19 protein-coding genes are annotated in these 22,262 nt (G+C 37.9%); 16 read left to right on the top strand and 3 right to left on the bottom strand.

What is annotated here, in order from left to right:
* The first annotated feature begins 9 nt into the window (after positions 1-9).
* Positions 10-585, top strand: a complete 576-nt coding sequence (locus G498_RS0108970; RefSeq protein WP_026980875.1) for a c-type cytochrome — start codon at positions 10-12, stop codon at positions 583-585.
* 231 nt (positions 586-816) lie between these two features.
* Here G498_RS0108970 and G498_RS15430 read toward each other — a convergent pair whose 3' ends face one another.
* Positions 817-3,108 (bottom strand): tail fiber domain-containing protein, encoded by a 2,292-nt coding sequence (locus tag G498_RS15430; RefSeq protein WP_051269820.1) that lies wholly within the window; start codon positions 3,106-3,108, stop codon positions 817-819.
* Between the two features lie 181 nt (positions 3,109-3,289).
* Here G498_RS15430 and G498_RS0108960 point away from each other — a divergent pair, with 181 nt between their 5' ends.
* Positions 3,290-4,012: a LytR/AlgR family response regulator transcription factor gene (locus G498_RS0108960; protein ID WP_026980874.1), complete on the top strand. Its 723-nt coding sequence runs from the start codon at positions 3,290-3,292 to the stop codon at positions 4,010-4,012.
* A gap of 144 nt (positions 4,013-4,156) precedes the next feature.
* Entirely contained in the window at positions 4,157-6,283 is a 2,127-nt protein-coding gene (locus G498_RS0108955) for an ATP-binding protein (protein ID WP_026980873.1), read from the top strand.
* A gap of 122 nt (positions 6,284-6,405) precedes the next feature.
* On the opposite strand, the gene G498_RS0108950 is transcribed toward G498_RS0108955, so the two are convergent.
* Positions 6,406-7,545 carry an APC family permease gene (locus G498_RS0108950; RefSeq protein WP_026980872.1) on the bottom strand — a complete coding sequence of 380 codons (1,140 nt, stop codon included), beginning with the start codon at positions 7,543-7,545 and terminating at the stop codon, positions 6,406-6,408.
* Positions 7,546-8,114: 569 nt separating this feature from the next.
* On the opposite strand from G498_RS0108950, the gene G498_RS15425 reads away from it, so the two are divergent.
* The 10 genes from G498_RS15425 (at position 8,115) to G498_RS0108890 (ending at position 19,277) form a co-directional block, all read left to right on the top strand.
* Positions 8,115-10,079, top strand: coding sequence for a tetratricopeptide repeat-containing sensor histidine kinase (locus tag G498_RS15425; protein ID WP_026980871.1), 1,965 nt, complete (start codon positions 8,115-8,117; stop codon positions 10,077-10,079).
* Between the two features lie 6 nt (positions 10,080-10,085).
* Positions 10,086-10,841 (top strand): LytR/AlgR family response regulator transcription factor, encoded by a 756-nt coding sequence (locus G498_RS0108940; RefSeq protein ID WP_026980870.1) that lies wholly within the window; start codon positions 10,086-10,088, stop codon positions 10,839-10,841.
* A 152-nt stretch (positions 10,842-10,993) separates the two neighbouring features.
* Complete coding sequence (locus G498_RS0108930) at positions 10,994-12,115, top strand: hypothetical protein (protein WP_026980868.1); 1,122 nt, start codon at positions 10,994-10,996, stop codon at positions 12,113-12,115.
* A 357-nt stretch (positions 12,116-12,472) separates the two neighbouring features.
* On the top strand, positions 12,473-13,660 hold the full coding sequence (locus G498_RS0108925; RefSeq protein ID WP_026980867.1) for a hypothetical protein: 1,188 nt from the start codon (positions 12,473-12,475) through the stop codon (positions 13,658-13,660).
* Between the two features lie 17 nt (positions 13,661-13,677).
* Positions 13,678-14,454, top strand: coding sequence for a T9SS type A sorting domain-containing protein (locus tag G498_RS0108920; protein ID WP_026980866.1), 777 nt, complete (start codon positions 13,678-13,680; stop codon positions 14,452-14,454).
* A 216-nt stretch (positions 14,455-14,670) separates the two neighbouring features.
* The gene (locus tag G498_RS0108910) at positions 14,671-15,042 is read left to right on the top strand and encodes a VOC family protein (RefSeq protein WP_026980864.1); all 372 of its coding nucleotides are present in this window, start codon (positions 14,671-14,673) and stop codon (positions 15,040-15,042) included.
* A 28-nt stretch (positions 15,043-15,070) separates the two neighbouring features.
* Complete coding sequence (locus tag G498_RS0108905) at positions 15,071-15,511, top strand: VOC family protein (protein ID WP_026980863.1); 441 nt, start codon at positions 15,071-15,073, stop codon at positions 15,509-15,511.
* A 321-nt stretch (positions 15,512-15,832) separates the two neighbouring features.
* Positions 15,833-16,411 carry a non-canonical purine NTP diphosphatase gene (locus G498_RS0108900; RefSeq protein ID WP_035744881.1) on the top strand — a complete coding sequence of 193 codons (579 nt, stop codon included), beginning with the start codon at positions 15,833-15,835 and terminating at the stop codon, positions 16,409-16,411.
* A 175-nt stretch (positions 16,412-16,586) separates the two neighbouring features.
* Positions 16,587-18,428, top strand: a complete 1,842-nt coding sequence (locus G498_RS0108895; protein WP_026980861.1) for a DEAD/DEAH box helicase — start codon at positions 16,587-16,589, stop codon at positions 18,426-18,428.
* 78 nt (positions 18,429-18,506) lie between these two features.
* The gene (locus G498_RS0108890; protein WP_026980860.1) at positions 18,507-19,277 is read left to right on the top strand and encodes a carboxypeptidase-like regulatory domain-containing protein; all 771 of its coding nucleotides are present in this window, start codon (positions 18,507-18,509) and stop codon (positions 19,275-19,277) included.
* 139 nt (positions 19,278-19,416) lie between these two features.
* Here G498_RS0108890 and G498_RS0108885 read toward each other — a convergent pair whose 3' ends face one another.
* Entirely contained in the window at positions 19,417-20,085 is a 669-nt protein-coding gene (locus tag G498_RS0108885) for a TrmH family RNA methyltransferase (protein WP_026980859.1), read from the bottom strand.
* A gap of 56 nt (positions 20,086-20,141) precedes the next feature.
* On the opposite strand from G498_RS0108885, the gene G498_RS0108880 reads away from it, so the two are divergent.
* The 3 genes from G498_RS0108880 to G498_RS0108870 all read left to right on the top strand — a co-directional run bounded on the left by G498_RS0108880 (position 20,142) and on the right by G498_RS0108870 (position 22,224).
* Positions 20,142-20,672 carry an RNA polymerase sigma factor gene (locus G498_RS0108880; RefSeq protein WP_026980858.1) on the top strand — a complete coding sequence of 177 codons (531 nt, stop codon included), beginning with the start codon at positions 20,142-20,144 and terminating at the stop codon, positions 20,670-20,672.
* Positions 20,672-21,472 (top strand): anti-sigma factor, encoded by an 801-nt coding sequence (locus tag G498_RS0108875; protein ID WP_026980857.1) that lies wholly within the window; start codon positions 20,672-20,674, stop codon positions 21,470-21,472. Before G498_RS0108880 ends, G498_RS0108875 begins: the two co-directional genes overlap by 1 nt.
* Before the next feature lie 68 nt (positions 21,473-21,540).
* Positions 21,541-22,224 (top strand): SIR2 family NAD-dependent protein deacylase, encoded by a 684-nt coding sequence (locus G498_RS0108870; protein WP_026980856.1) that lies wholly within the window; start codon positions 21,541-21,543, stop codon positions 22,222-22,224.
* Positions 22,225-22,262: the final 38 nt, after the last annotated feature.

The raw sequence follows: 22,262 nt of genomic DNA, 5'->3' as shown, positions 1-22,262 counted from the left end.
AGTAAAATCATGAAAAAAAGTTTTCTAAAATTAACAACAATTGTCTCTACATTCCTATTTGTCGGATGTAATGACTCCAACAAGGAAAAACCGGAATATGTGGCAGCCCTAACCGTCGAAGAAAAGATTGAAAAAGGGAAAAATTTAGTTAACGTTATTGGCTGCAACGATTGTCATTCACCAAAAATCATGACAGAAAAGGGTCCAATTCCAGATCCTAACAAATTGTTGTCCGGTCATGATGCCAATGAACAGTTGCCTAAATATAATGCAGAATCTGTTAAAGGCTATGTTTTATTTAACATGAATAATACGGCTGCCGTTGGCCCATGGGGAACTTCATTTGCTGCTAATCTAACTCCAGACGACACCGGAATTGGCACCTGGTCTGAAGAACAATTTTTAAAAGCCATGAAACAAGGAAAATACAAAGGGCTAGATGGTAGCAGACAATTACTGCCGCCTATGCCGTGGCAAAGTTATTCCCAGATGGCTGATGAAGATGTTAAAGCGATTTTTGCTTATTTAAAGAGTCTTAACCCTGTAAAAAATATCGTCCCTCAATCAGTACCGCCGATGCAATAATGTATAACTTGCTGTAAATAACTATGCAGTGTCACATTGCCAGTTTATTTAATTTTTTCATCTTCAGATTAATTTGGAGATATTTAATTTGTTTGTAAACAAAAAATGGGGCTTAAAACCCCATTTTTTATTTTAATTATTAGCCGATGGTTATTATTGTATAAATTCTTAAAACAATTCATAACAACAATAGTTGTCTTATACCATCATTAACGCTAATACATTTTTTGATTATTTTTTCTGCAACAACTCCTTCATTTTCAGTTCCAATTCGGCAATCTTTAAAGACAGATTATCGATTATCTGCTGTTGTTCCTGAACTGATTTTACCAGCGGCATGACGAATTCCGCATATCGAATTTTATACAATCCGGTTTCATTTTCGGGCACTTCCACTCCACTGAAATTAAACCCGCATTCCTGTGCTGCCTGTGCCACATCTTGTGCCAGAAATCCAGTCTGCACAATTTTCTCGATATTGTACTTTTCTTTAAAATCGCCACTTTCGTCTTTACCTCCTTTATTAATGATTTCATACTGCTTGTGAATATCCAGCTTGTAGGTTACCGGACGTAGTTTTTGTATGAATTGTAAGCCCGGTACATTTTCCTGTATGTTGATTTTAATTCTTTTATCGCTGTAAGTACTCCAGTTTACCTGACCGCCAATAGAAGTCTGACTTAAATTTCCGATGTTTACCTGATTACTAACCGTGGTAGCCCAACCCGTATTATTACCAATATTAATTGTATTGTTTACTCCAACTGGAAGATTCATTCCGGATTGATTGCCAATAGCCGTATTGTTGGAACCGGTTGTATTAGCACGCAACGATTGATTTCCCATAGCTGTGTTAGCACTTCCTGTAGTATTATTAAACAAGGATTGATTTCCAACACCGGCATTACTTCCACCGACTGTATTATAAAACATGGCATGACGCCCAACAGTTGTATTAAAATTTCCAGTTGAATTGTTGTATTGCGTATAAGCTCCCACTGCAGTATTACTGGTTCCGGTGGTATTACTTCTTAATGCCATACTACCCGTTGCCACGTTGTATTCCCCAGTAGTATTGAGTGTTAAAGCCTGATACCCCATTGCGGTATTATCGCCACCGGTGGTATTGTACCGTAATGCCTGAAATCCACTGGCTGAGTTACCATTCCCTGTCGTGTTTTCAAATAAAGTCTGATACCCTAAAGCGGTATTGCTTCCTCCTGTAGTATTATTTTTCAGCGAATGACTGCCAAGTGCCGTGTTCAAATCTCCGGTGGTATTGGATAATAAGGCCTGAGCACCAATTGCCGTATTCTCTGCCCCGGTTGTATTATCCCGCAATGATCTGGCACCGTAAGCCGTATTCATTGACCCGGTAGTATTATTCAATCCGGCCTGATAACCCGATACGGTATTATCGGTCCCGGTGGTATTTCTTGATAATGCAGTTACCCCAACAGCTGTATTATTGCTGGATGTTCTGTTTTCATACATTGCCTGAACCCCAATAGCGGTATTGTTTGTACCCGTTGTATTGTTGAATAACGATTGATAACCTGAGGCCGTATTGTTTGTACCAACAGTGTTTGCATAAAGCGCAAGTGTACCGGTAGCCGTATTAAAATTTCCGGTTGAATTATACATAAGTGTCTGATACCCTAAGGCAGCATTATAATTACCGGATGTATTGTAATACATCGCATTAGAACCAGTAGCGGTATTATAACCTCCTGTGGTATTTGAAATTAAAGCCATTGCCCCGCTAGCAGTGTTGTATCCTCCTGTCGTATTGGAATATAACGCATTTAGACCAGATCCGCTGTTCATCATACCGGTAGTATTTGAAAACAACGTTTTATTACCAACTGCGGTATTGTTAAAGCCTGTAGTATTATTAAACAACGTTCTGGTGCCCATGGCCGTATTCAGGCTTCCGCTTGTATTTAGATATAGTGAAAAGTCTCCCAGAGAAACATTTTCGTTTCCGCTCGTATTTGCGGCAAGAGCGTAAATTCCTATTGCGGTATTGCTTCCGCCTATGTTTGAAGAATTTAAAGCCCCAAGACCAAACGAGGTGTTATTGAAGGCTAGTTTACCGGCCACGATATTGTTCCTTTTAAAAATTAGGTCTTTATCATCTACAGTGCCTAAAAAATTAATTCCGGGACTAGTTCCAGAATTACCGCTTACACTCCAGGCTTGAGTGCCTAATAATGAGGTAAATGAAATATTATCTATAAAACCAATCCAACTAGAAGTCGGATTATCCCAATAATAAAACCCTGGACTATAATGTCCTGATGGAGTTGTTAAATAAACCAGCATTCCCTGTTGCAGCGCTGTTGGATTTACAGCGGAAAAAGTATCGACTTTGGGAATCAAAATACCGTCTTTAAAAGTTGGCGACGACTGATTACTCGATTTTATTTCCAATTGCGCATTTGGTACCGTCGTATTAATTCCAACTTGTGAAAAAACAGAAGCTGAAAAAGCAAGCAACATAAAAGTGTAGATTTTTTTCATAATTTTAAAATTTGAGCCGTTAGTTTGTTGTTTTTTTTAGATTTTTTATAGCTATTTCAAATAAAAGCAAAGAATTCAATTATAAAAACTCATAATATACGAACGGACTTTTTAATAGATATAAAGCTGATTTTAATTGTAACACTTTTGTAATTTTGGTGAAACAAAGAAATTTCAAACCATGTACAAGTGTGCCATAGTAGACGATAACGAAATTGACAGACTGACTGTCGCCTCTTTTATAAAACAGTTCCCCGAACTGCTTCTTTTGAAGAGTTTTTCAAACGCCAAAGAGGCTGAGTTATACTTGGCAAAAGAACCGATAGACATTCTCTTTCTGGATATTGACATGCCTTCAATTTCGGGAATTGAGCTCCGGAAAAAGCTTAAGAATGTTCCGGTTTGCATTTTTATCACTTCCCACCCTGAATTTGCTGTTGAAAGTTTTGAAGTAGACGCACTGGATTATATTATTAAACCTCTAAAACAAGAGCGCTTTTCGAAAACCGTGAACAGAATTACCATGTATCTGGACATTAAAACCAAATCATCCCTTTTTGAAACTACAATTGGTGGTGATACTATTTTTCTGAAAGAAGGCAGAAATCACATAAAAGTGAAACTTCACGATGTTGTTTATCTTGAAGCTTTAAAAGATTATACGCTGGTGGTTACGGCACAAAAAAAATACTGTGTTCTGTCCGGAATAGGAAAATTGCTAAAAGAAGAACATTTCAAATCTTTTATACGAATTCACAAAGGCTTTGCAGTTCAAAAACAATATGTTGAAGAATTTGATATTAACCGAGTAGTGTTACACAACAAAATGATTGTACCGATAGGAAAAAGTTATCGCAAAAAAGTATCTTTTCTGTTAACTGATGCTTTGATTCAAAATGACTAAAAAACCTGATTTTCAAACAGATAAAATTCATTCACAAAATTTTCCCTTTCTAATAAAAAGCTAATTCAATTTAGTTTGTATTTCAGACGCAACTATTACTCCTAAAATAGCGTCTACTGTATCGTATACATCAATCAATCAATCATGTTTAAAACAATTGTCTCATTTTTAATTGTTCTTTTTAGTTTTAATGCACATTCCCAAAACAATCAACAAACCATCGATTCTTTGCTAATTGTCGTTCAAAAATCGAAAGAAAATTCAAAAATCGATTCTAATTACGTAAAAAACCTCAATCTGATTTCTGAAAATTATTTTAACCTTAACCAGGCAAAAGGGCTCTTCTATGCTAAGGAAGGCATGAAAATCTCTAAAACGTTAAATTGGGAAAAAGGTATAGCGCTGTCGCATCTTAACCTGGGAACCCATTATATTTCGAAAGCGGAGTACAACGTTTCCGAAAAACACTTAAAAGCCGCAGAAAAAATGCTTATTGCACAAAAAGAATACCTTCTGCTGGCCAAATTATACAATCAGTTTGGCGTATTAAATGCAAACAGAGCCGCCTTTAGTGAAGCTATCAGTTCTTTTTTTAAATCACTCAAATACTGTGAGAAAATCAAATTAAATAAAGAAACTGTAAAAGCAGCCTTTAACGCTGAGCAAATGAAAATAAAAAATCAGATAGAAGCCAAAGCTTTTTTAGGTATTGCAAACATGTATAATGCAATAGAAAATTACAATAAAGCGCTTTCATACTATGATAAGGCTATAATTGCTTTTAAAGATTGTCCCAACCAAATAGGCTCGATTGCTATGTGTCATGCCAGCAAGGGTATTGTCTTTGGCAAACAGAACCGAAATAAAGAGGCGATTAAAGCTTTCCAATTGGCTGAAAAAGATTTAAAAGTACAAAACAACAAAACACTTTTAATTTATATAAACAGCTGGATGGGAGCTACCTATATAGGTCTTAATAAATATGACTTGAGTCTCCACTATCTCAACAAAGCCATGGAAGATATGTATATGATTGAAAGCCTGGATTTAAAAGCCTCAACAATACAAAACATCGGTCTTGCGTATGTAAAAAAAGGAAAAGAAAGCGGCAATGAAAAAGAAATGGATTTGGGCTTTCAAAAAATAAATGAAGCCTTAGCCCTAGATAAAAAATTGAACAGCCATGAAGGTCTGATTAAAGACTATATGGCTATTTCCGAATACTTCTATTTCAAAAAAGATTATAAAAAAAGTCTTGAAGCATATATCTTATACTCTCAATACAAAGACTCCATCTTCAACTTTAAAAACAAGCAGACTTTACAGAATTTAGAAGACAAACGAACCATCGATTTAAAGCAAAAAGAAATTCAGCTTAACAAAGTAAAACTTGAAGCCAAAGAAAACAACTTGTTATACTACATTGGTGGCATACTGCTACTTTCGGTAATTGCAGGCCTGCTTTTTTACCAGAATTGGGTTCGCCGAAAAAGCAATGAAAAACTCTATCTGCTGAATACCGAACTAAAAGAAGCCAATAAAACAAAACTGTATTTTTTCAGTATCCTGAATCATGATTTAAGGGGACCTCTTGCAAGTCTGATTCATTTTCTACATCTCAGACAAAATGATTCGGAAACTATGGACGAACAAACCAAAAAACGTCTTGAAAAAACAACGATTGAAAATGCTGAACATTTACTGGAATCGATGGAAGACTTATTACTTTGGAGTAAAGGACAAATGGAGAACTTTAAACCCCACCCGAAAAAAATAAACCTCAAAATCTTGTTTGATGAGATTATAAACCATTTTTCTGTGTATTCCAATATTTCGATTGGGTATTTAAACAAAGAAAATGTTTCGCTGTTTACGGACGAAGACTATCTGAAAACCATTATCCGGAATCTTACTGCAAATGCAATTAATGCTTTGGAAAACATTGAAAACCCAACAATAATTTGGAATGTATGGGCAGAGAAAAAATATATTTACCTCAAAATTTCAGATAACGGAAAAGGTGCGGATATAACCCTTTTCAACACGTTATTTGACGATAAAGCTATTGTTGGCATTAAATCAGGACTAGGCCTGCACCTGATTAGAGATTTGGCTAAGATTATTGATTGCTCCATAGGTGTAAATTCAGAAATGACTAAAGGTACATCGGTTACACTGGTTTTTAAGAATCTTAACAAAAAGAATGACTCGAAACCTAAATTACCATTTGTTTCAAGAAAAATAAAGTGTTTAGAGGCACAAGAAGTCTAAAGTATCGCAATAAAAAACTCTGAATTGCTTCAGAGTTTTTTTGTTTTGCTTAAAGTTATTGCTCAAAGTCATAAGGCTCTTCGCAGCGGGATTTATGAAAAAGTACAGATTGTATCTCCTCACTATCGGGCCTTGTTCGCTACAATTGTCATTGTATTTTGTTTGTTATTCGCCGAAACAACACTTACAATAACTATACAATCGTCCTTTTGAAATATTTTCTCGCCATAATTAAAAACATCTTTTGAGTCCTTTTCATTTATTTGCTGAAATCCTGCACTCTTCAAATACTTAGGGAATTCATGGTTTGACTCAACTCCCGATATAAAACGAATTTCGTTTTCGGAAATCAAAAGAGCATTATTATTTTTGGTATTATACCACAATTGATTTTGCTCATCGTAACGCCAACCATAATATATTTTATTGAGTTCATTAAGAATATCTTCTCGATTTATTTTGCTCAATTTTATTAAATCTTCCGGATTAATGTCCCTTTCCTGAGATCCTTTAAACTCACTTATTTTTTCTTTATCAATTAATAAGTCAATATTATATGGATCTTCGGTTGAATATATCAATTCTACTTCCTGACCAATGTAAAAATCTTTAAAATGATACGTTGATATATTCTCTTTAGCTACTATTTTTTTTCCTTCTTTTGTTTCAAATTCGACCACAATATCTGAAAAGGTCGCTCCCCCACTTCTAAGCATTCTTTTAACTTCAACTGTGCTACCAGAAATAACTTTCCCAATTGCTTTTTCCTGCGTCATCTTTAATTTAGAATCGGCTACACTTGAAAACCTCCATGAAAAAATGAAGAATATTAAAACTCCTGGAATTAAAAAAATTGGCAAGAAACTATAGTTTATATTAGGCTTTTTAAACTTAGAAACAAATTCGTCTTCCCAAGTTTTATAATATACAAATGCGTGAAAAAATGAAACAATAAGTAACGCAGAACCAACTATTGACAATAAAGTTTCATAGTTAGAAACTTTGGCATACGGAATAAAAAACACAAACAGGACAAAAACCAGAATAGTTGCGGTTGTCCAAATTATAAAATTTCTTTTATTTACTTTTTTAAATAATTTGAAATTCTCCTCAGAAATCCTAGAATTGGCAATTTCTAAAACTGAAACAATTTCTTCCTGACTCAATCCTTTTTCTCTTAGATAATCTTCTACCTGATAAATAAATCTATATTGCTTGATTTTATTTATTGTGTCTTGTATTAACCCTTCATTTTCAATCATATAACTTACTGTATAAAATTGCTAAATTATTAAAAAGAAATCAACTTAAAGTATTTCCCAGATTCTTTATCTTTATAATCATTATATATTGCTTCTTCTCTAAATCAAATAAATCCTCCGGAATTCCAGTTTCATAACTATTCGGGCTAATTACTAGAACTAATCAATATAGCCGACTCCTCTCTACTATTATATTCAAGGCCTCAATCTAAAAAGTAAAACCTTGTTGTTCTAACTGTTCATGCCTAAACATTGTCTCATTACAGCTATGGGATTCTACCCAATATTTAAGGGGATTTTGGTTATATTTTTGATTAGTGATTGACTTAAAGGGTAACGGGTGACAACTTATTACGATAGAAATAATAGTACAGAGACGTTTTTGTGGCATCTTATTTTTTGTACATAAATTGAATAACTACTTTAACACTGTGGCTTTTGTTTTTTTTTTACAACATAAAAGTGCAAAAATGAAATAATACTACAACAAAACCCAGTTAAGAAATCCCTTATATTTGTAAAAATTAATTACGAAATAAAGTTTTCGCCTCACAAAACTTAATCCTATAATGTTCAAAATTCTTAAACAGCTTGCCTTATTCGCATGTTTTATCATTGCCGCTGCCGGTTATTCGCAGGACAGAACGATTGATTCGTTAAAACTGCTCGTCCAAAACCCAAAAGTGCATGATACCGTTAAACTGTATTCGTTGCTAATTGCCAAGTCACAAAACTATAATGAAACGGATAAAGAATATCACATCCTGAACCGCATGCAGGGCGATTATGCCATGAAATGCCTCAAGAAAAAAGTTTCACCCAAAGTGCATAAAGCCTATGTACAATGTCTGGCCGATTACTATCAAGGATTAATGACCGAGTATAAAGAAAAAGGCGACACACCAAGAGCATTGGCGGCTATCGATAAAAGTATCGCCCTTTTTAAATCGGAAAAACTGTATAATGACATGTATTTTGCGGTAATGACAAAAGGACGTTTTTATGCCAAAATCAAAGAATATCAAAAGGCCACCGACTGTTTGTTTGCTGCTTTACGTTATTTTGAAAAGCACCCTGGCGATAATCCGGTTGTGGAAATAGGAAGTGTATGTTCCTTATTAGCCGATCTTTATGTTAATCAGAAAAATTATGAGAAGGCTATAGAATACAGCAAAAGGGTTATTGTCTGTTGTGATGCCAATAAAAGTCTGGAATATGAAGACGGCACTGATCATACCCGATTTGTTTCCTATTCCGTTATCGGTGTTTCTTATCGCAACCTGAAAAAATATGATGAGGCTGTTTATTACCTGAACAAAGCGCTTGAACTTGCCAAAAAATCAAACAGTTCGTTTAAAATCAGCTATGTTCTGACCCGGATTGGCAGTGTTAAGGTGGCACAGCAAAAATATGATGAAGCCGAAGCAATTTTAAATGAAGCCCTTAAAGGCGAACCTGACCCAAAAAGCCTTGCCAATGGTTATACCAGTATGGCACAACTTTACTTTGCAAAAAAGGATTACGACAAAGCCTATTCTTTTATAACAAAAGGATTAGACCTTAGTACAGAAACGGGAAACCTCGATCTTCAGGAAGTGGGAAGCGAACTTTTGTTCAAATTGAGTACTATCCGGAAAGATTACAGAAAAGCCCTCGAAATGTATAAGTTGCACGATAGTATCGTTGACTATAAAAAAGGAGAAACTTCAAAAAATGTATTGGAAAAACAACAACTCAAATACGATTTCGAAAAAAAGGAATTGAAATTAAAACTGGATGCCGAAAAGAAAAACGCCGTTAAAAACAACTGGCTTATCGGATTGTCGGGTTTACTTTTACTAATCTTGGCGGGCGGTTATTTTTATTATCGCAACAACAAACAAAAGCAAGCCATTACCGTACTTGAAAAAGAGCAAATCAAGCAAAAACTTCTGGTAACGCAGATGAATCCGCATTTCATTTTCAATTCCATCGACAATATTCAGGGGCTGATTTACGACAAAAAAGATACCGAAGCGGTAAATTACCTGACCAAATTTTCCAAACTGACGCGCCAAATCCTGGAGAATTCGAATGAAAATTACATTTCGCTTGCGGAAGAAATAGAAATGACCCAAAATTATCTGGCCATCCAGCAACTTTTGTACGACAATAAATTCAGTTTCAGCATTGAGGTGGAAGACAACATCGATCAGGAAGCTATCCTTTTGCCGCCAATGTTAACCCAGCCATTTATTGAAAATGCCATTAAGCACGGTTTGAGCAACACCACAGCGCAGGGAAAAATCGACATTCATTTTTACCTGAAGGAAAGCAAGCTGTATTTTGAGGTTACCGATAACGGCAAAGGATTTGACACGGCACCAAAAATAAACGGCCACAAATCTCTGGCCATGACCATTACCAAAGAACGACTGGTGAGTTATACTAAAAATCAGGATTTTGTGGTACTTACCGACAACATAAAAGACAACGATGAGAATGTTGTGGGTGCAAAAGTTAGTTTTGAAATCCCTTATATTTACGAAAATTAAACACACATGTTACGAGCCGTAATTATTGATGATATCGAGAATATCCGAAAAAAGAACAGTGCCTTAATTAAGGCTACCTGCCCTACTGTTTCCATAATTGGAGAAGCCGACGCTGTGGAATCCGGAGTAAAACTCATAAAGCAATTGTCGCCCGATCTTGTTTTTCTGGATGTTGAAATGCCGGACGGAACCGGTTTTGATTTGCTTCAGAAATTAAAACCCATCAATTTTAAAGTCATTTTTATTACGGGTTACGAAGACTTTGCGGTTAAGGCCTTCCGATTTTCCGCCATTGATTATTTACTGAAACCGCTTGATCCCGATGATTTAGCCGAAGCGGTTAAAAAGGCCGAAAGTTCCCTTAACAAGGAAGTTTTTGAAATGAAGCTAAGCAACTTATTTGCCAATCTGGAGCGCCCTAAAAACCTGCAGAATCTTATTCTTAAAACGGCAGACCGTATTTACTCGGTAAATATTCAGGATATTGTAAACTGCGAATCGGATAAAAACTACACTACGTTTCATTTCATCAATGCGCCAAAGTTAATCGTTTCTACCAATCTTAAAGAGTATGAAACCCTGCTTACGCCGCACAACTTTTTCCGTACCCATCAATCGCATTTAATCAACATGGCCTATTTCGACCATTTCATCAAAACCGACGGTGGGAATACCATTGTAATGAAAAACAAAATTACCATTCCGCTTTCGGTTCGTAAAAAAGAAGAGTTCATGGTACTGCTTGAAAACCTTCAGGCGTAAATTTTCCGAAAAACGAATTTCCTTCCATCTTCAACGAATTTCCTTTAAAAGGAAACAGATGTTCATTGCCCGAAATTCCCATTTTCTTTTGATTTAAGTTTGGCCTGTATTTAAGAAAACAGAGTACTATTAATTTCAAAAAACAGTAAAACATGAAACAAATTAGAACGAGTGCACTCATTATTGCATCTTTATTCTCCTTTACCGCTTCTAATGCACAGTTATTGAATAAGCTTAAAAAAGCGTCCAATGATGCCGGAACTGCTGTTGAAGCAACCAAAACTGCAGACAAGGTGCTGAAATCTGCCAAAGGAAAAGCAGGAAAAGGAGGCAAAAGCGGTGATTTTGGAGGTTTAAAATTAGATTGGACTACTTTCAAACAAACGCCTGCCATAACTTTCAACTCTCTGCTTTACGGTACCACTGCCGGAACCATTAACAGTTATACGGCAACTTTTATTCCGAATAAAACGGTTGACGGAAGAACAGTTCATGCCTTTTCGGATCAGTCACAGTATTTAAGAATCAAGGTGTTCAAAGACAACCAATACATGAACTATTTTGAATATTCGGGAGATCAGGTTTTTGATGACGGTAAGAAAACAAAATTCAATGAACCAAGCAGCCGTTACCAACGTGATGGCGAATGGATTGGACATTCAGAATCGTTCATAACAGACTGGGGGCCGGGCAATTACCGATTGGATTTTTATGCCGGAGACAAAATGTTTTATTCTTTTGATTTTGAGTTGGCTAAACTAACGAATTCAGATCCTTATGCCGCTATGAATGAAATGTATGTGGTACGAGGACCCTGGAATAATTTTGCTTATTTAAATCATGCCAATACCGGTAATCTTCTTTTTGGTTTCTATATTACTCATGAAGAGTTTATGCCAAATCCTTCCAACAGCAGAAAAACCAACAAGAGTGTGAAATGGTCGGTAAATATGTTCAAAGACAATAAATTGTATGCGCAACATTACGGTAACGGACCAAATACAGCCCAAGTAGAACAAGCAAAATGGAATGAAGTTTCCTGTGCCTTTAAACTGGTGAACAAACCTGGTGAGATTAAATTTGCAGATCTTACCGACGGTGCTTACAAAATTGAACTTACTATTGAAGGGGAAAACGATCCGAGAATCTACAATTTCACTGTTAAAGATAAAAAGATTGTATTAATCCCGGAACAAGACAGAACCAAAAACACCGATCCTACAAGATTAATCGAAGGATGGAATGATTATTTCTGGCTTAAAAAAGTAAAATAATATCCAATTAAAGCCAGTCTGCCGACTGGCTTTAATTTAAATGTTTTCGGGGTAAATCAACAGACGAATTCTCTTTAAAAAACATCGAATACCATTTCATAGCCGTTAAATACTTCCTCAAAACCGACAAATACTCATTACCAAATATACAAGGTTTTGTTTGTTATAATATTGCAGCCGCTTTACGAAAAACATACTCTTGAACTATCCGATTATAAATACAACACTCATTCATCTTCCTGATTTTTAAGAATCATTTAGTCTTGGGACTACTATAATCACAGACCATTGGGAGCCGGAATGAGATCTTAAATTGATAAAACAATAATTACTTAAAAATAAAGCAAAACAAAAATCATGAAAAAACAATTACTTTTTACGGCAATCGCAGGTTTGTTTACTACGATGGCCAGTGCAGCGGATCTGTACGTTAGAGCAACAGGCGCAGGTGGTGCTTATACAACCGTATCAGCAGCGATAACGGCAGCGAACAACGGAGACCGAATCATCATTCAGCCCAAAACCGACGGATCGGCTTACATTGAAAACCTGACCATCAACAAATCACTAACCTTCGTTTCCGAAACCAATTACAACAAATACTTCATCAGAGGAACCATTAACATCAATCCGGCAGCCGGAAGGGTCGTAACGATAAGCAACTTAAGCTCCGGTAACTTTACCATCTACAACGTAGTGGCAACGGGTGCCACAACAGGCGGAAGAACAACCATCAATCTATTGAACTGTTATTTGAATAATGTGGATACCACACCGGCAAACACAACAACAAACATGTCTGGATGTACGGTTAGTGGCTACGTGTTTTTTTCACACGGAAGAATGACCGGAAACAACGTAGACAGAATGAATGCCTATAACACGTCTTCTGATACTTCTATGGCAACATCCGATATTGAAATCATAGGAAATGCTGTGTCTTCCTGGATTGGAAGTCAACAAACCAGCTATAATTTTAAATTCTATAACAACTTTACTAGTGGGTTTGGAATTTATAATACCAAAACAAGCGGAACCAACGAAATTGTAAACAATACGGTTTACCAACCTCTTGGTGGAGACGTAGCACCTATCCATATCAGCTTAAATGGCGATCCGGGTACTGGCGGAAACATTGCAATCATGAACAATGCGATTTCTTTTGTTGTAGCTCAAACCAATGCCTGTATCCAAAATGATAATAGTGTTGCGATAGTAACAGCTACCTATAACGTATCTACAAATCCTTTTGTAACAGAAGGGACCATCACGCAAAGCAACAATACGGGAGCTGCTAACATGAACTTCAACAATACAGCTTACACCGTTACTGGTGCAAACGTTAATGCAGGAAACCCGGCACTGAGCTACACCGATTTAGATTTAACACGAAACGATGCCGGGCACTACGGCGGTTCCAACAGCTGGGCAAACTATTGGCCGGCAGACTCCGGAGGTAAACCACAGATAAACTATTTAGTTACACCAAGAATCATTATATCCGGGGATACTTTAAATGTTTCGGGTTCAGGTTTTTCTAAATAATCCCAAATTACACACAGATGAAAAAATATATTTACAGCTTCATCGCATTGTTGGCGATAAGTTTATGTGGTGCACAGACCTCTATAACCCAGGCCGAATATTTCTGGGATACCGATCCGGGTGCAGGAAATGGTACAGCCGTTTTAGCTACCGACGGAAATTTCAACAGTGCGTTTGAACAATTGTCAAAAAATGGAATTTCTGCACCGGGAACAGGTTTGCATAAATTTTGCATCCGAATTAAGGATAACACAGGGGTTTGGGGGCCGGTTTTTACAAATATTGTTCAGGTTAATACCGCTACCACTACAGCCATCATGAGTATTTTGCAAGCCGAATATTTTTGGGACAACGACCCGGGAGAAGGGAACGGAACAGCTGTTTTAGCCACCGACGGTAACTTTGACAGCGCTCTTGAACAACTCTCAAAAACGGGAATCGTTTTACCTGCTGTCGGGCTTCATGTTTTCAATATTCGGATAAAAGACAATACCGGTATATGGGGACCGGTTTTCAGGAATGTTGTAAATGTTGAGACCAACTTAAGCAGTAACGATTTTGATATGAGCGGCTTGACCGTTTACCCAAATCCGGTAAAAAACATCCTAAATTTGTCATCTTCCCATGAGATTACAGCGGTAACGGTTTATAATTTTTTAGGCCAGCAGGTTCTTACCCGATCGGCACAGGCTAATGCATCAAAAATTGATGTATCCGGACTGACCTCGGGAACTTATTACCTGTCCATCCAATCTCAGGATAAAGTCAAAACAATAAAAATTATTAAGGAATAGACTCATTATTTTTAGTAATAATAAACCCAAACTTCATAAAAGCGGAGTTTGGGTTTATTTTTTTCGGAAGGGACATTACTGCTATACCCAAAACACCGAATACTATTAATGAAAAATGTATATTGAACAATATGTTTCCTGATAAACTTTTTGTAAATTGATGCCGTTTGCAAAGCAACAGAAACATTATATACAAATTAACCAAATCAAAAAAACATGAAATTAGGCGCATTTTCGATTAGTTTGGCCGTTAAAGACATTCACAAATCTAAAGAGTTTTACGAAAAATTAGGGTTTACCTATAAAGGCGGAAATATTGACCAAAACTGGATTGTTCTGAAAAACGAAAATTCCGTTATCGGGCTTTTTCAGGGCATGTTTGAAGACAACATCATTACCTTCAATCCCGGATGGGACGGCAATGCCCAACCCATTGAGGATTTTGATGATGTAAGAAGCATTCAGGCCCAGTTAAAAAATTCCGGTATAACCTTAACACGGGAAGCAAACAGCGACACAACAGGTCCGGAATACATCACTCTAACCGATCCTGATGGAAACAAAATATTAATTGACCAACACAGATAGATTTAACCAACAAATAATTATAAAAAAAATGGCAACAGTAAATGTTTATTTGACTTTTGACGGTACCTGCGAAGCGGCTTTCAAATTTTACCAATCGGTTTTCGGGGGAGAATTCCCGTATATAGGAAAATTCAAAGACATGCCGCCCAGTGAAGATTGCCCGCCCATGAGCGAAGAAGACGGCAATAAAATTATGCACGTTACCCTTCCGATCAGTAAAGAAACCTGTTTGATGGGAAGTGACACCGGCGGCGGATGGGCTACCGATTTCAAACAAGGCAACAATTTTTCCATTTCAATAAACGCTGAAAGTAAAGATGAAGCGGACAGACTGTTTAATGCACTTTCTGCAGGCGGACAAGTGACCATGCCCATGAACAAAACCTTTTGGGGCGCTTATTTTGGCATGTTTACAGACAAATTCGGCATTAACTGGATGGTTAACTTTGATGAACAGCCAAAGGGTTAAGTAACACTTTTTTCAAATTACTCCTAAAAACAAAACCTATTCCAATTGTTGGGGTAGTTTTTTTTTAATAATGGTCACAAATTACACGGATTACATGGATTAAGGGAATCGGTTTGTGCTTCTTGGCTTTAGTGTTGTCGTAACAAAATTTTCATTTTGATTTTTTTGTTGCAGAATGTGTAACATTTTTTTCGTTTTAATCCTTTTGTTGCAAAGTGAATTTTAGTTGAAGGTTTTGCCTCTAAACTCACATTACCTTTAAAAAGTATCCGTTTTCGCAACCAAACCTTATCTTTGCTCCCACAACATAATCAAACCAATATGCTTCAACTCGTTTTCGCCTCCAACAACAAAAACAAAATCAGGGAAATACAGCAATTAGTACCTTCCGATGTTCGCATTTTAAGTTTAGAAGACATCGGTTGCGACGTAGATATCCCCGAAACTGCCGAAACCATTGAAGGCAACGCCATCCTGAAAGCAAATTACGTTACCGAACATTACGGTTATGCCTGTTTTGCCGACGACAGCGGTCTGGAAATTGATGCCCTGAACGGTGAACCCGGCGTGTATTCCGCGCGCTATGCCGGTTCGCAGCGCAACGATGATGACAACATGAATAAAGTATTGGAAAAACTGCAAAGTGAAACCAACCGGAAAGCCAATTTCAAAACCGTTATCGCCCTGAATATGAATGGAGAACAACATCTATTTACCGGAATCATCCACGGAAATATTATTAATGAAAAACGCGGAACAAATGGTTTTGGCTACGACCCCATTTTTGTAGCTGATGGTTATACCAAGACTTTTGCCGAACTTTCCATGGATGAAAAATCGGCCATCAGCCACCGCGGAAAAGCAGTAAAACAACTGATTTCCTTCCTTAAAAACGCCTAATTTCATTGTCAAATCCTCAATAAAAAGGCGTAAATATTTTCAAATCTTCAAACTTTCTTCAGGGTTAATTTTCTAATTTATTGATTATCAAATACTAATAAATTCACAAATAAAGTTTTTTCATTAGTTAGTCTCGTTTATTAGCAGTACTTTTGCACCCAATTTAAAATATTTTATGAATAAATTTGAACAATTAGGATTGAATGAGTCGCTACTGCTGGCGATTAAAGATCTAGGATTTGAGAATCCGTCAGAAGTGCAAGAAAAAGCGATTCCAGTACTATTGGAACAAAACACAGATTTAGTTGCCTTAGCGCAAACAGGTACAGGGAAAACCGCCGCTTTTGGTTTCCCGCTAATTCAGAAAATTGATGCTGAGAACAGAAATACTCAGGCATTAATTTTGTCGCCAACGCGTGAGTTATGCTTACAGATCACCAACGAGATTAAATTATACTCAAAGTACATAAAGGGGTTACATACTGTGGCTGTTTATGGTGGTGCAAGCATTACAGAACAGGCTAGAGAGGTAAAACGTGGTGCACAGATTATTGTGGCTACACCCGGTAGAATGCAGGACATGATTAACAGAGGTCTTGTAAACATTAAAAACATCGATTTCTGTATCTTGGATGAGGCCGATGAGATGTTAAACATGGGATTCTACGACGACATTTGTTCCATATTATCGGACACACCAGATGAGAAAAACACTTGGTTATTCTCGGCTACCATGCCTGCTGAAGTAGCGCGCATCGGAAAAAAATTCATGTCTAACCCGGTTGAAATTACCGTTGGACATAAAAACTCAGGATCGGCAACGGTTTCACACGAATTTTACGTTGTAAATGCCCGTGACCGTTACGAAGCTTTAAAACGTTTAGCAGATGCCAACCCGGATATTTTCTCGGTAGTTTTCTGTCGTACCAAACGCGACACACAATCGGTTGCCGAAAAATTAATCGAAGACGGATACAACGCTGCAGCTTTACACGGCGATTTATCCCAGGCACAACGCGACGGGGTAATGAAAGCGTTCCGTGGCCGTCAGATTCAGATGTTGGTGGCTACAGATGTGGCCGCTCGCGGAATCGACGTAGACAACGTAACCCACGTGGTAAACTATCAGTTACCGGATGAAATTGAAACCTACAACCACCGTTCGGGCCGTACCGGTCGTGCGGGGAAATTGGGAACTTCCATTGTTATTGTAACGAAGAGTGAAATCCGTAAAATTCATTCGATTGAAAAAATCATCAAACAGAAGTTTGAAGAAAAAACCATCCCAAGCGGAATCGAAATCTGTGAAATCCAGTTATTGCACTTAGCCAATAAAATTCACGATACGGAAATCGATCACGAAATCGACAACTATTTGCCGGCTATCTACGAAGTTTTTCAGGATTTAAGCAAGGAAGAACTGATAAAAAGAATGGTTTCTGTGGAATTCAACCGTTTCTTATCGTACTACAAATCAAAACGTGACTTGTCAAGCCAGGGAGGCGAAAGAAGTTCGGAACCAAGAGAAATCAGAGCAGGCGACCCTGTTCGTTATTTCATCAACATCGGTTCGAGAGATGATTTCGACTGGATGCAACTGAAAGACTTCTTAAAAGAAACTTTAGATTTAGGACGTGACGATGTTTTCAAAGTAGATGTTAAAGAAGGATTCTCTTTCTTCAATACTGACGGAGAGCACACCGCTAAAGTAATGGACATCTTAAACGGATACGAACTTCACGGAAGAAGAATTAACGTGGAAATCTCTAAAAACGACGGAAGCAGCAACTCCAGTCGTCGTGATCACAATGGACGCGGTGGCGAAAGAAGAAGTTTCGGTGGCGGAAGAGACCGCGACAGAGGATCACGCGGTGAAAGCCGTTTTGGTGGCGAAAGACGTTCCGACAGAAGAAGCGGTTCGGATGACAGAGCACCGAGAAACGAAAGACGCAGCAGTGCAGCACCTCGTCGTTCCGATTCAAGCACACCAAGAGAAAGAAGACCGAGAAGAAGCTAATTCTTTTTGTTAATTTTCTTTAAATTCTTATAGAAACTACAAAATATCTAGTACTTTTAGACCATTCTAAAAACAAGTATGAAATATTTTGTAGTTTTTTTATTCGCCTTATTTTCCTTATCTGCTTTCGCTCAGGAAGAAGGACGTACCAAAATATCCGGAACCGTTGTTAATGAAGCCAATTTATTACCCAAAAAAGACGTTAACGTAATTAACCTTAATACGGTAAAAGGAACATCTACCAACGGCATGGGAGAATTTGAAATTGAGGCTAAAGTTAACGATACCCTACACTTTTCCTATATCGGATTTCAATCGATTAAAATCCGTGTTTCTGCAGACTGGATTAAAAACAAAACCGGTTTTAAGGTAAAACTTACCGAAAAGGCTTTTGCCATTGAAGAAGTGTTCATCCCAAGATATTTATTAACCGGCTATATGGAAGTAGACACCAAACTGATTGCCTTAAACGAAGCACAACGTTACAGTATTTCGGGTTTGCCGTACGGATACGAATCCGGCGGAAATTCTTCCTCTCAGGTTAAAAAAGTATTAGGCGCTTTATCCAACCCTGCCGATGCGCTGTACAATGTCTTCGGAAAAAAAGGAAAAGAAATGCGAAAACTCCGCGAGTTTAAAAAAGACGAGACCGTCCGTAACGTACTGGCTTCCAAATACGACCGCGAAACCGTATCCGCTTTATTAGGGATTGAAAAAAAGGAAATCAAAGAAATTCTGAAGAATTGTAATTACTCCGATACGTTTATTGAAACCGCCAACGATTTGCAGATCATGGACGCTATTAAAGGCTGTTACGAGGATTATAAATTGCTGAAGAAGAATAAGTAGTGAGAAGTGAAAAGTGAAAAGTGAAAAATGAAAAGTAAACAGTTTGCAGTTGCTTTAAAAAAATAAAAATAAAAAAACGCCTTGATATCAAGGCGTTTTTTTATTTAAATACCAATAGTCAAAACTGAAACTGAACCTCCTAAACCTGCTCCAAATATTTTTTCGTAATAAAATCAATATCCTTAATTGATTTTCGGGTCCAGTCGATGCGTTTTTCCAGTAATTCCGCTTCGGTTAATTTCCAGTCGATGTCGGAATGCCGCAAACGGGTGGAAATATTTTGCAGGATAATCGCTGCCGATACCGAAATGTTTAAGCTTTCCGTAAAACCTACCATCGGGATTTTCAGAAAACCGTCTGCCTGTTGCAAAACTTCATCGGAAAGTCCTAATTTTTCCGTACCGAAGAAAATGGCAGATGGCTTGGTAATATCAAAATCCTCTAACATGCAATCGTTTTCATGCGGCGTGGTGGCAATGATCTGATATCCTCTGGCTTTCAAATCGTTAATACAATCCTGATTGGTGGAAAACCGACGGATATCTACCCATTTTTCAGCACCCATCGCAATTTCCTTGTCGATTCGCTTTCCGAAACGCTGTTCCACTACATTAAGTTCCTGTATTCCAAATACTTCACAACTCCGCATCACCGCACTGGTATTGTGCAACTGATAAACATCTTCCATGGCAACGGTAAAATGCTTTGTGCGATTTTGCAATACTTTTAAAAAACCTTCTTTGCGGTTTTCGGTTATGAATGTTTCCAAATAGCTAAGGTAATTGCGGTCTGCAAAAAGGTTTTCCATCAAAAAAGCGGATTTATCAAATTTGTTTCTTATTTTTAAGGGATTAATTCCTACTTATGACACAAGAAGAATTATTGGAGCAAATTTATAAAAAAGACGACAAAGCCTTCACGCTTTTATACGATATGTATGCCAAAAGCCTTTTCGGTGTCATTTTCAATCTGATTAAAGACCGGGAAGAAGCCGAAGACGTGCTACAGGAAGTTTTCGTTAAAATCTGGAAAAACCTGGACAGCTACAACGAAAACAAAGGACGCTTTTTCACCTGGATTCTGAATATCGCCCGCAATGCGGCTATCGACAAATTGCGTTCGAAAGACTTTAACAACTCGCAAAAAAACTTATCGGCAGACAATTTCGTACATATTCTTGACGATCCCGGCCGGATGATCAACAAAATAGACACAATCGGTATTCACGAATTTGTCAAAAAACTAAAGCCAAAATGCATCCAACTGATTGATTTGCTCTTTTTTAAAGGCTACACCCAACAGGAAGTGGCCGACGAGCTTGAAATTCCTTTGGGCACCGTGAAAACACAAAACCGAAACTGCATTAACGAATTAAGAAACCTATTGAAAGTGTAATGAACAGCAGAGAATACATAGAGAGTGGTATTTTAGAGCTTTACGTTTTCGGAAAATTATCGGAAGAAGAACGGCAGGATGTACAGCAAATGGCCGCTGACAGTCCCGCTATCCGGACGGAAATTGCAGCTATTGAAAAAGCGGTTATCGATCTTTCACAAAGTGTTTCCCCAACTATTTCTTCGGAAACCTATGATAAAATCCGTCAGGAATTGTTAGGGGATGATCCGAAAGTTGTTCATTTAAAACAAAAAACAAACTGGACGCAATACTTAGGATGGGTCGCTTCGTTCATCCTCTTATTAGGCGCCGGGCTGATGTACTTAAAAATGAACGATTCGATGAACGAGCAAATCAATTCCGAAATCGAAAAAAACAAAGCCGAATACAGCAAAATGCAGCAAACCGTGTCTACACTGGAGCAAAAAAACAAAGCAGTGGAAAACATGATGGAAATTCTGCGCGATCCGAACAACACCATTGTTGCCTTAGACGGACAAGCAGCCATGCCTTCCGCCTCAGTAAAAGTGTATTGGAACAGAGCCACTCAGGCAGTATATGTTGATGCCAAAAGCCTTCCGGAACCGCCACAAGGTATGGTTTATCAGGTTTGGGCTTTAAAAATGGATCCGTTCACCCCAACCAGTATTGGTTTGTTGGAAAGAGCCACTGCTTCCTCCTCAAAAATGTACCGCGTTGACAATACTCACGAAGCCGAAGCATTTGGAATTACGCTGGAACCGGAAGGCGGCAATGCAACACCAACAATGGAGCAATTGTATGCGCTGGGAAAAGTATAACGTAAATAACAACACTCTTAAAACCTCAATTGCATCGCACTCTTGAGGTTTTTTAATTGCCATAAACCATGAAAAAGAAACTCGTAATCCTTTCCGGAGCCGGAATGAGTGCCGAAAGCGGTATCAAAACCTTTCGCGATGCCGACGGCCTTTGGGAAGGTCATGATATTATGGAAGTCGCCTCACCGATCGGCTGGTCCAAAAATTCGGGATTGGTTTTGGATTTCTACAACAAACGCCGCGCCCAGCTTTTAGAAGTGCAACCCAACCGCGGACACGAAATCATCGCTGAAATGGAACATCAATTCGACGTACACATCATTACTCAAAACGTAGACGATTTGCACGAACGCGCCGGCAGCACCAAGGTTTTACACCTGCATGGCGAATTGCTGAAAGTGCGCAGTACAGTCAACGAAAATTACATTCTGGACTGGAAATCCGACTTAAAATTGGGCGATACCGATGCGCACGGCCATCAGCTCCGTCCGCATATTGTATGGTTTGGCGAAGCGGTTCCGGCAATTGATGAAGCAATAGACATCGTGGAAGGTGCCAATTATCTGATTGTTATCGGAACTTCATTACAAGTGTATCCGGCCGCAGGTTTAATCAATTATACTAATCCCGACATTCCGATTTATTACATTGATCCGAAACCGGCGACCATGTACGATGTTGCCAATCCTGTAACAGTAATTCCGATGAGTGCCAGTGACGGGATGGAATTTGTGAAAAAGGAATTAGGGTAAGGGGTAAGGGACAAGGGACAAGGGACAAGGGACAAGGG

Source organism: Flavobacterium suncheonense GH29-5 = DSM 17707 (assembly GCF_000430025.1).
Taxonomy (GTDB): Bacteria; Bacteroidota; Bacteroidia; order Flavobacteriales; family Flavobacteriaceae; genus Flavobacterium; species Flavobacterium suncheonense.
This window is presented reverse-complemented; position numbering and strand designations above follow the sequence as displayed.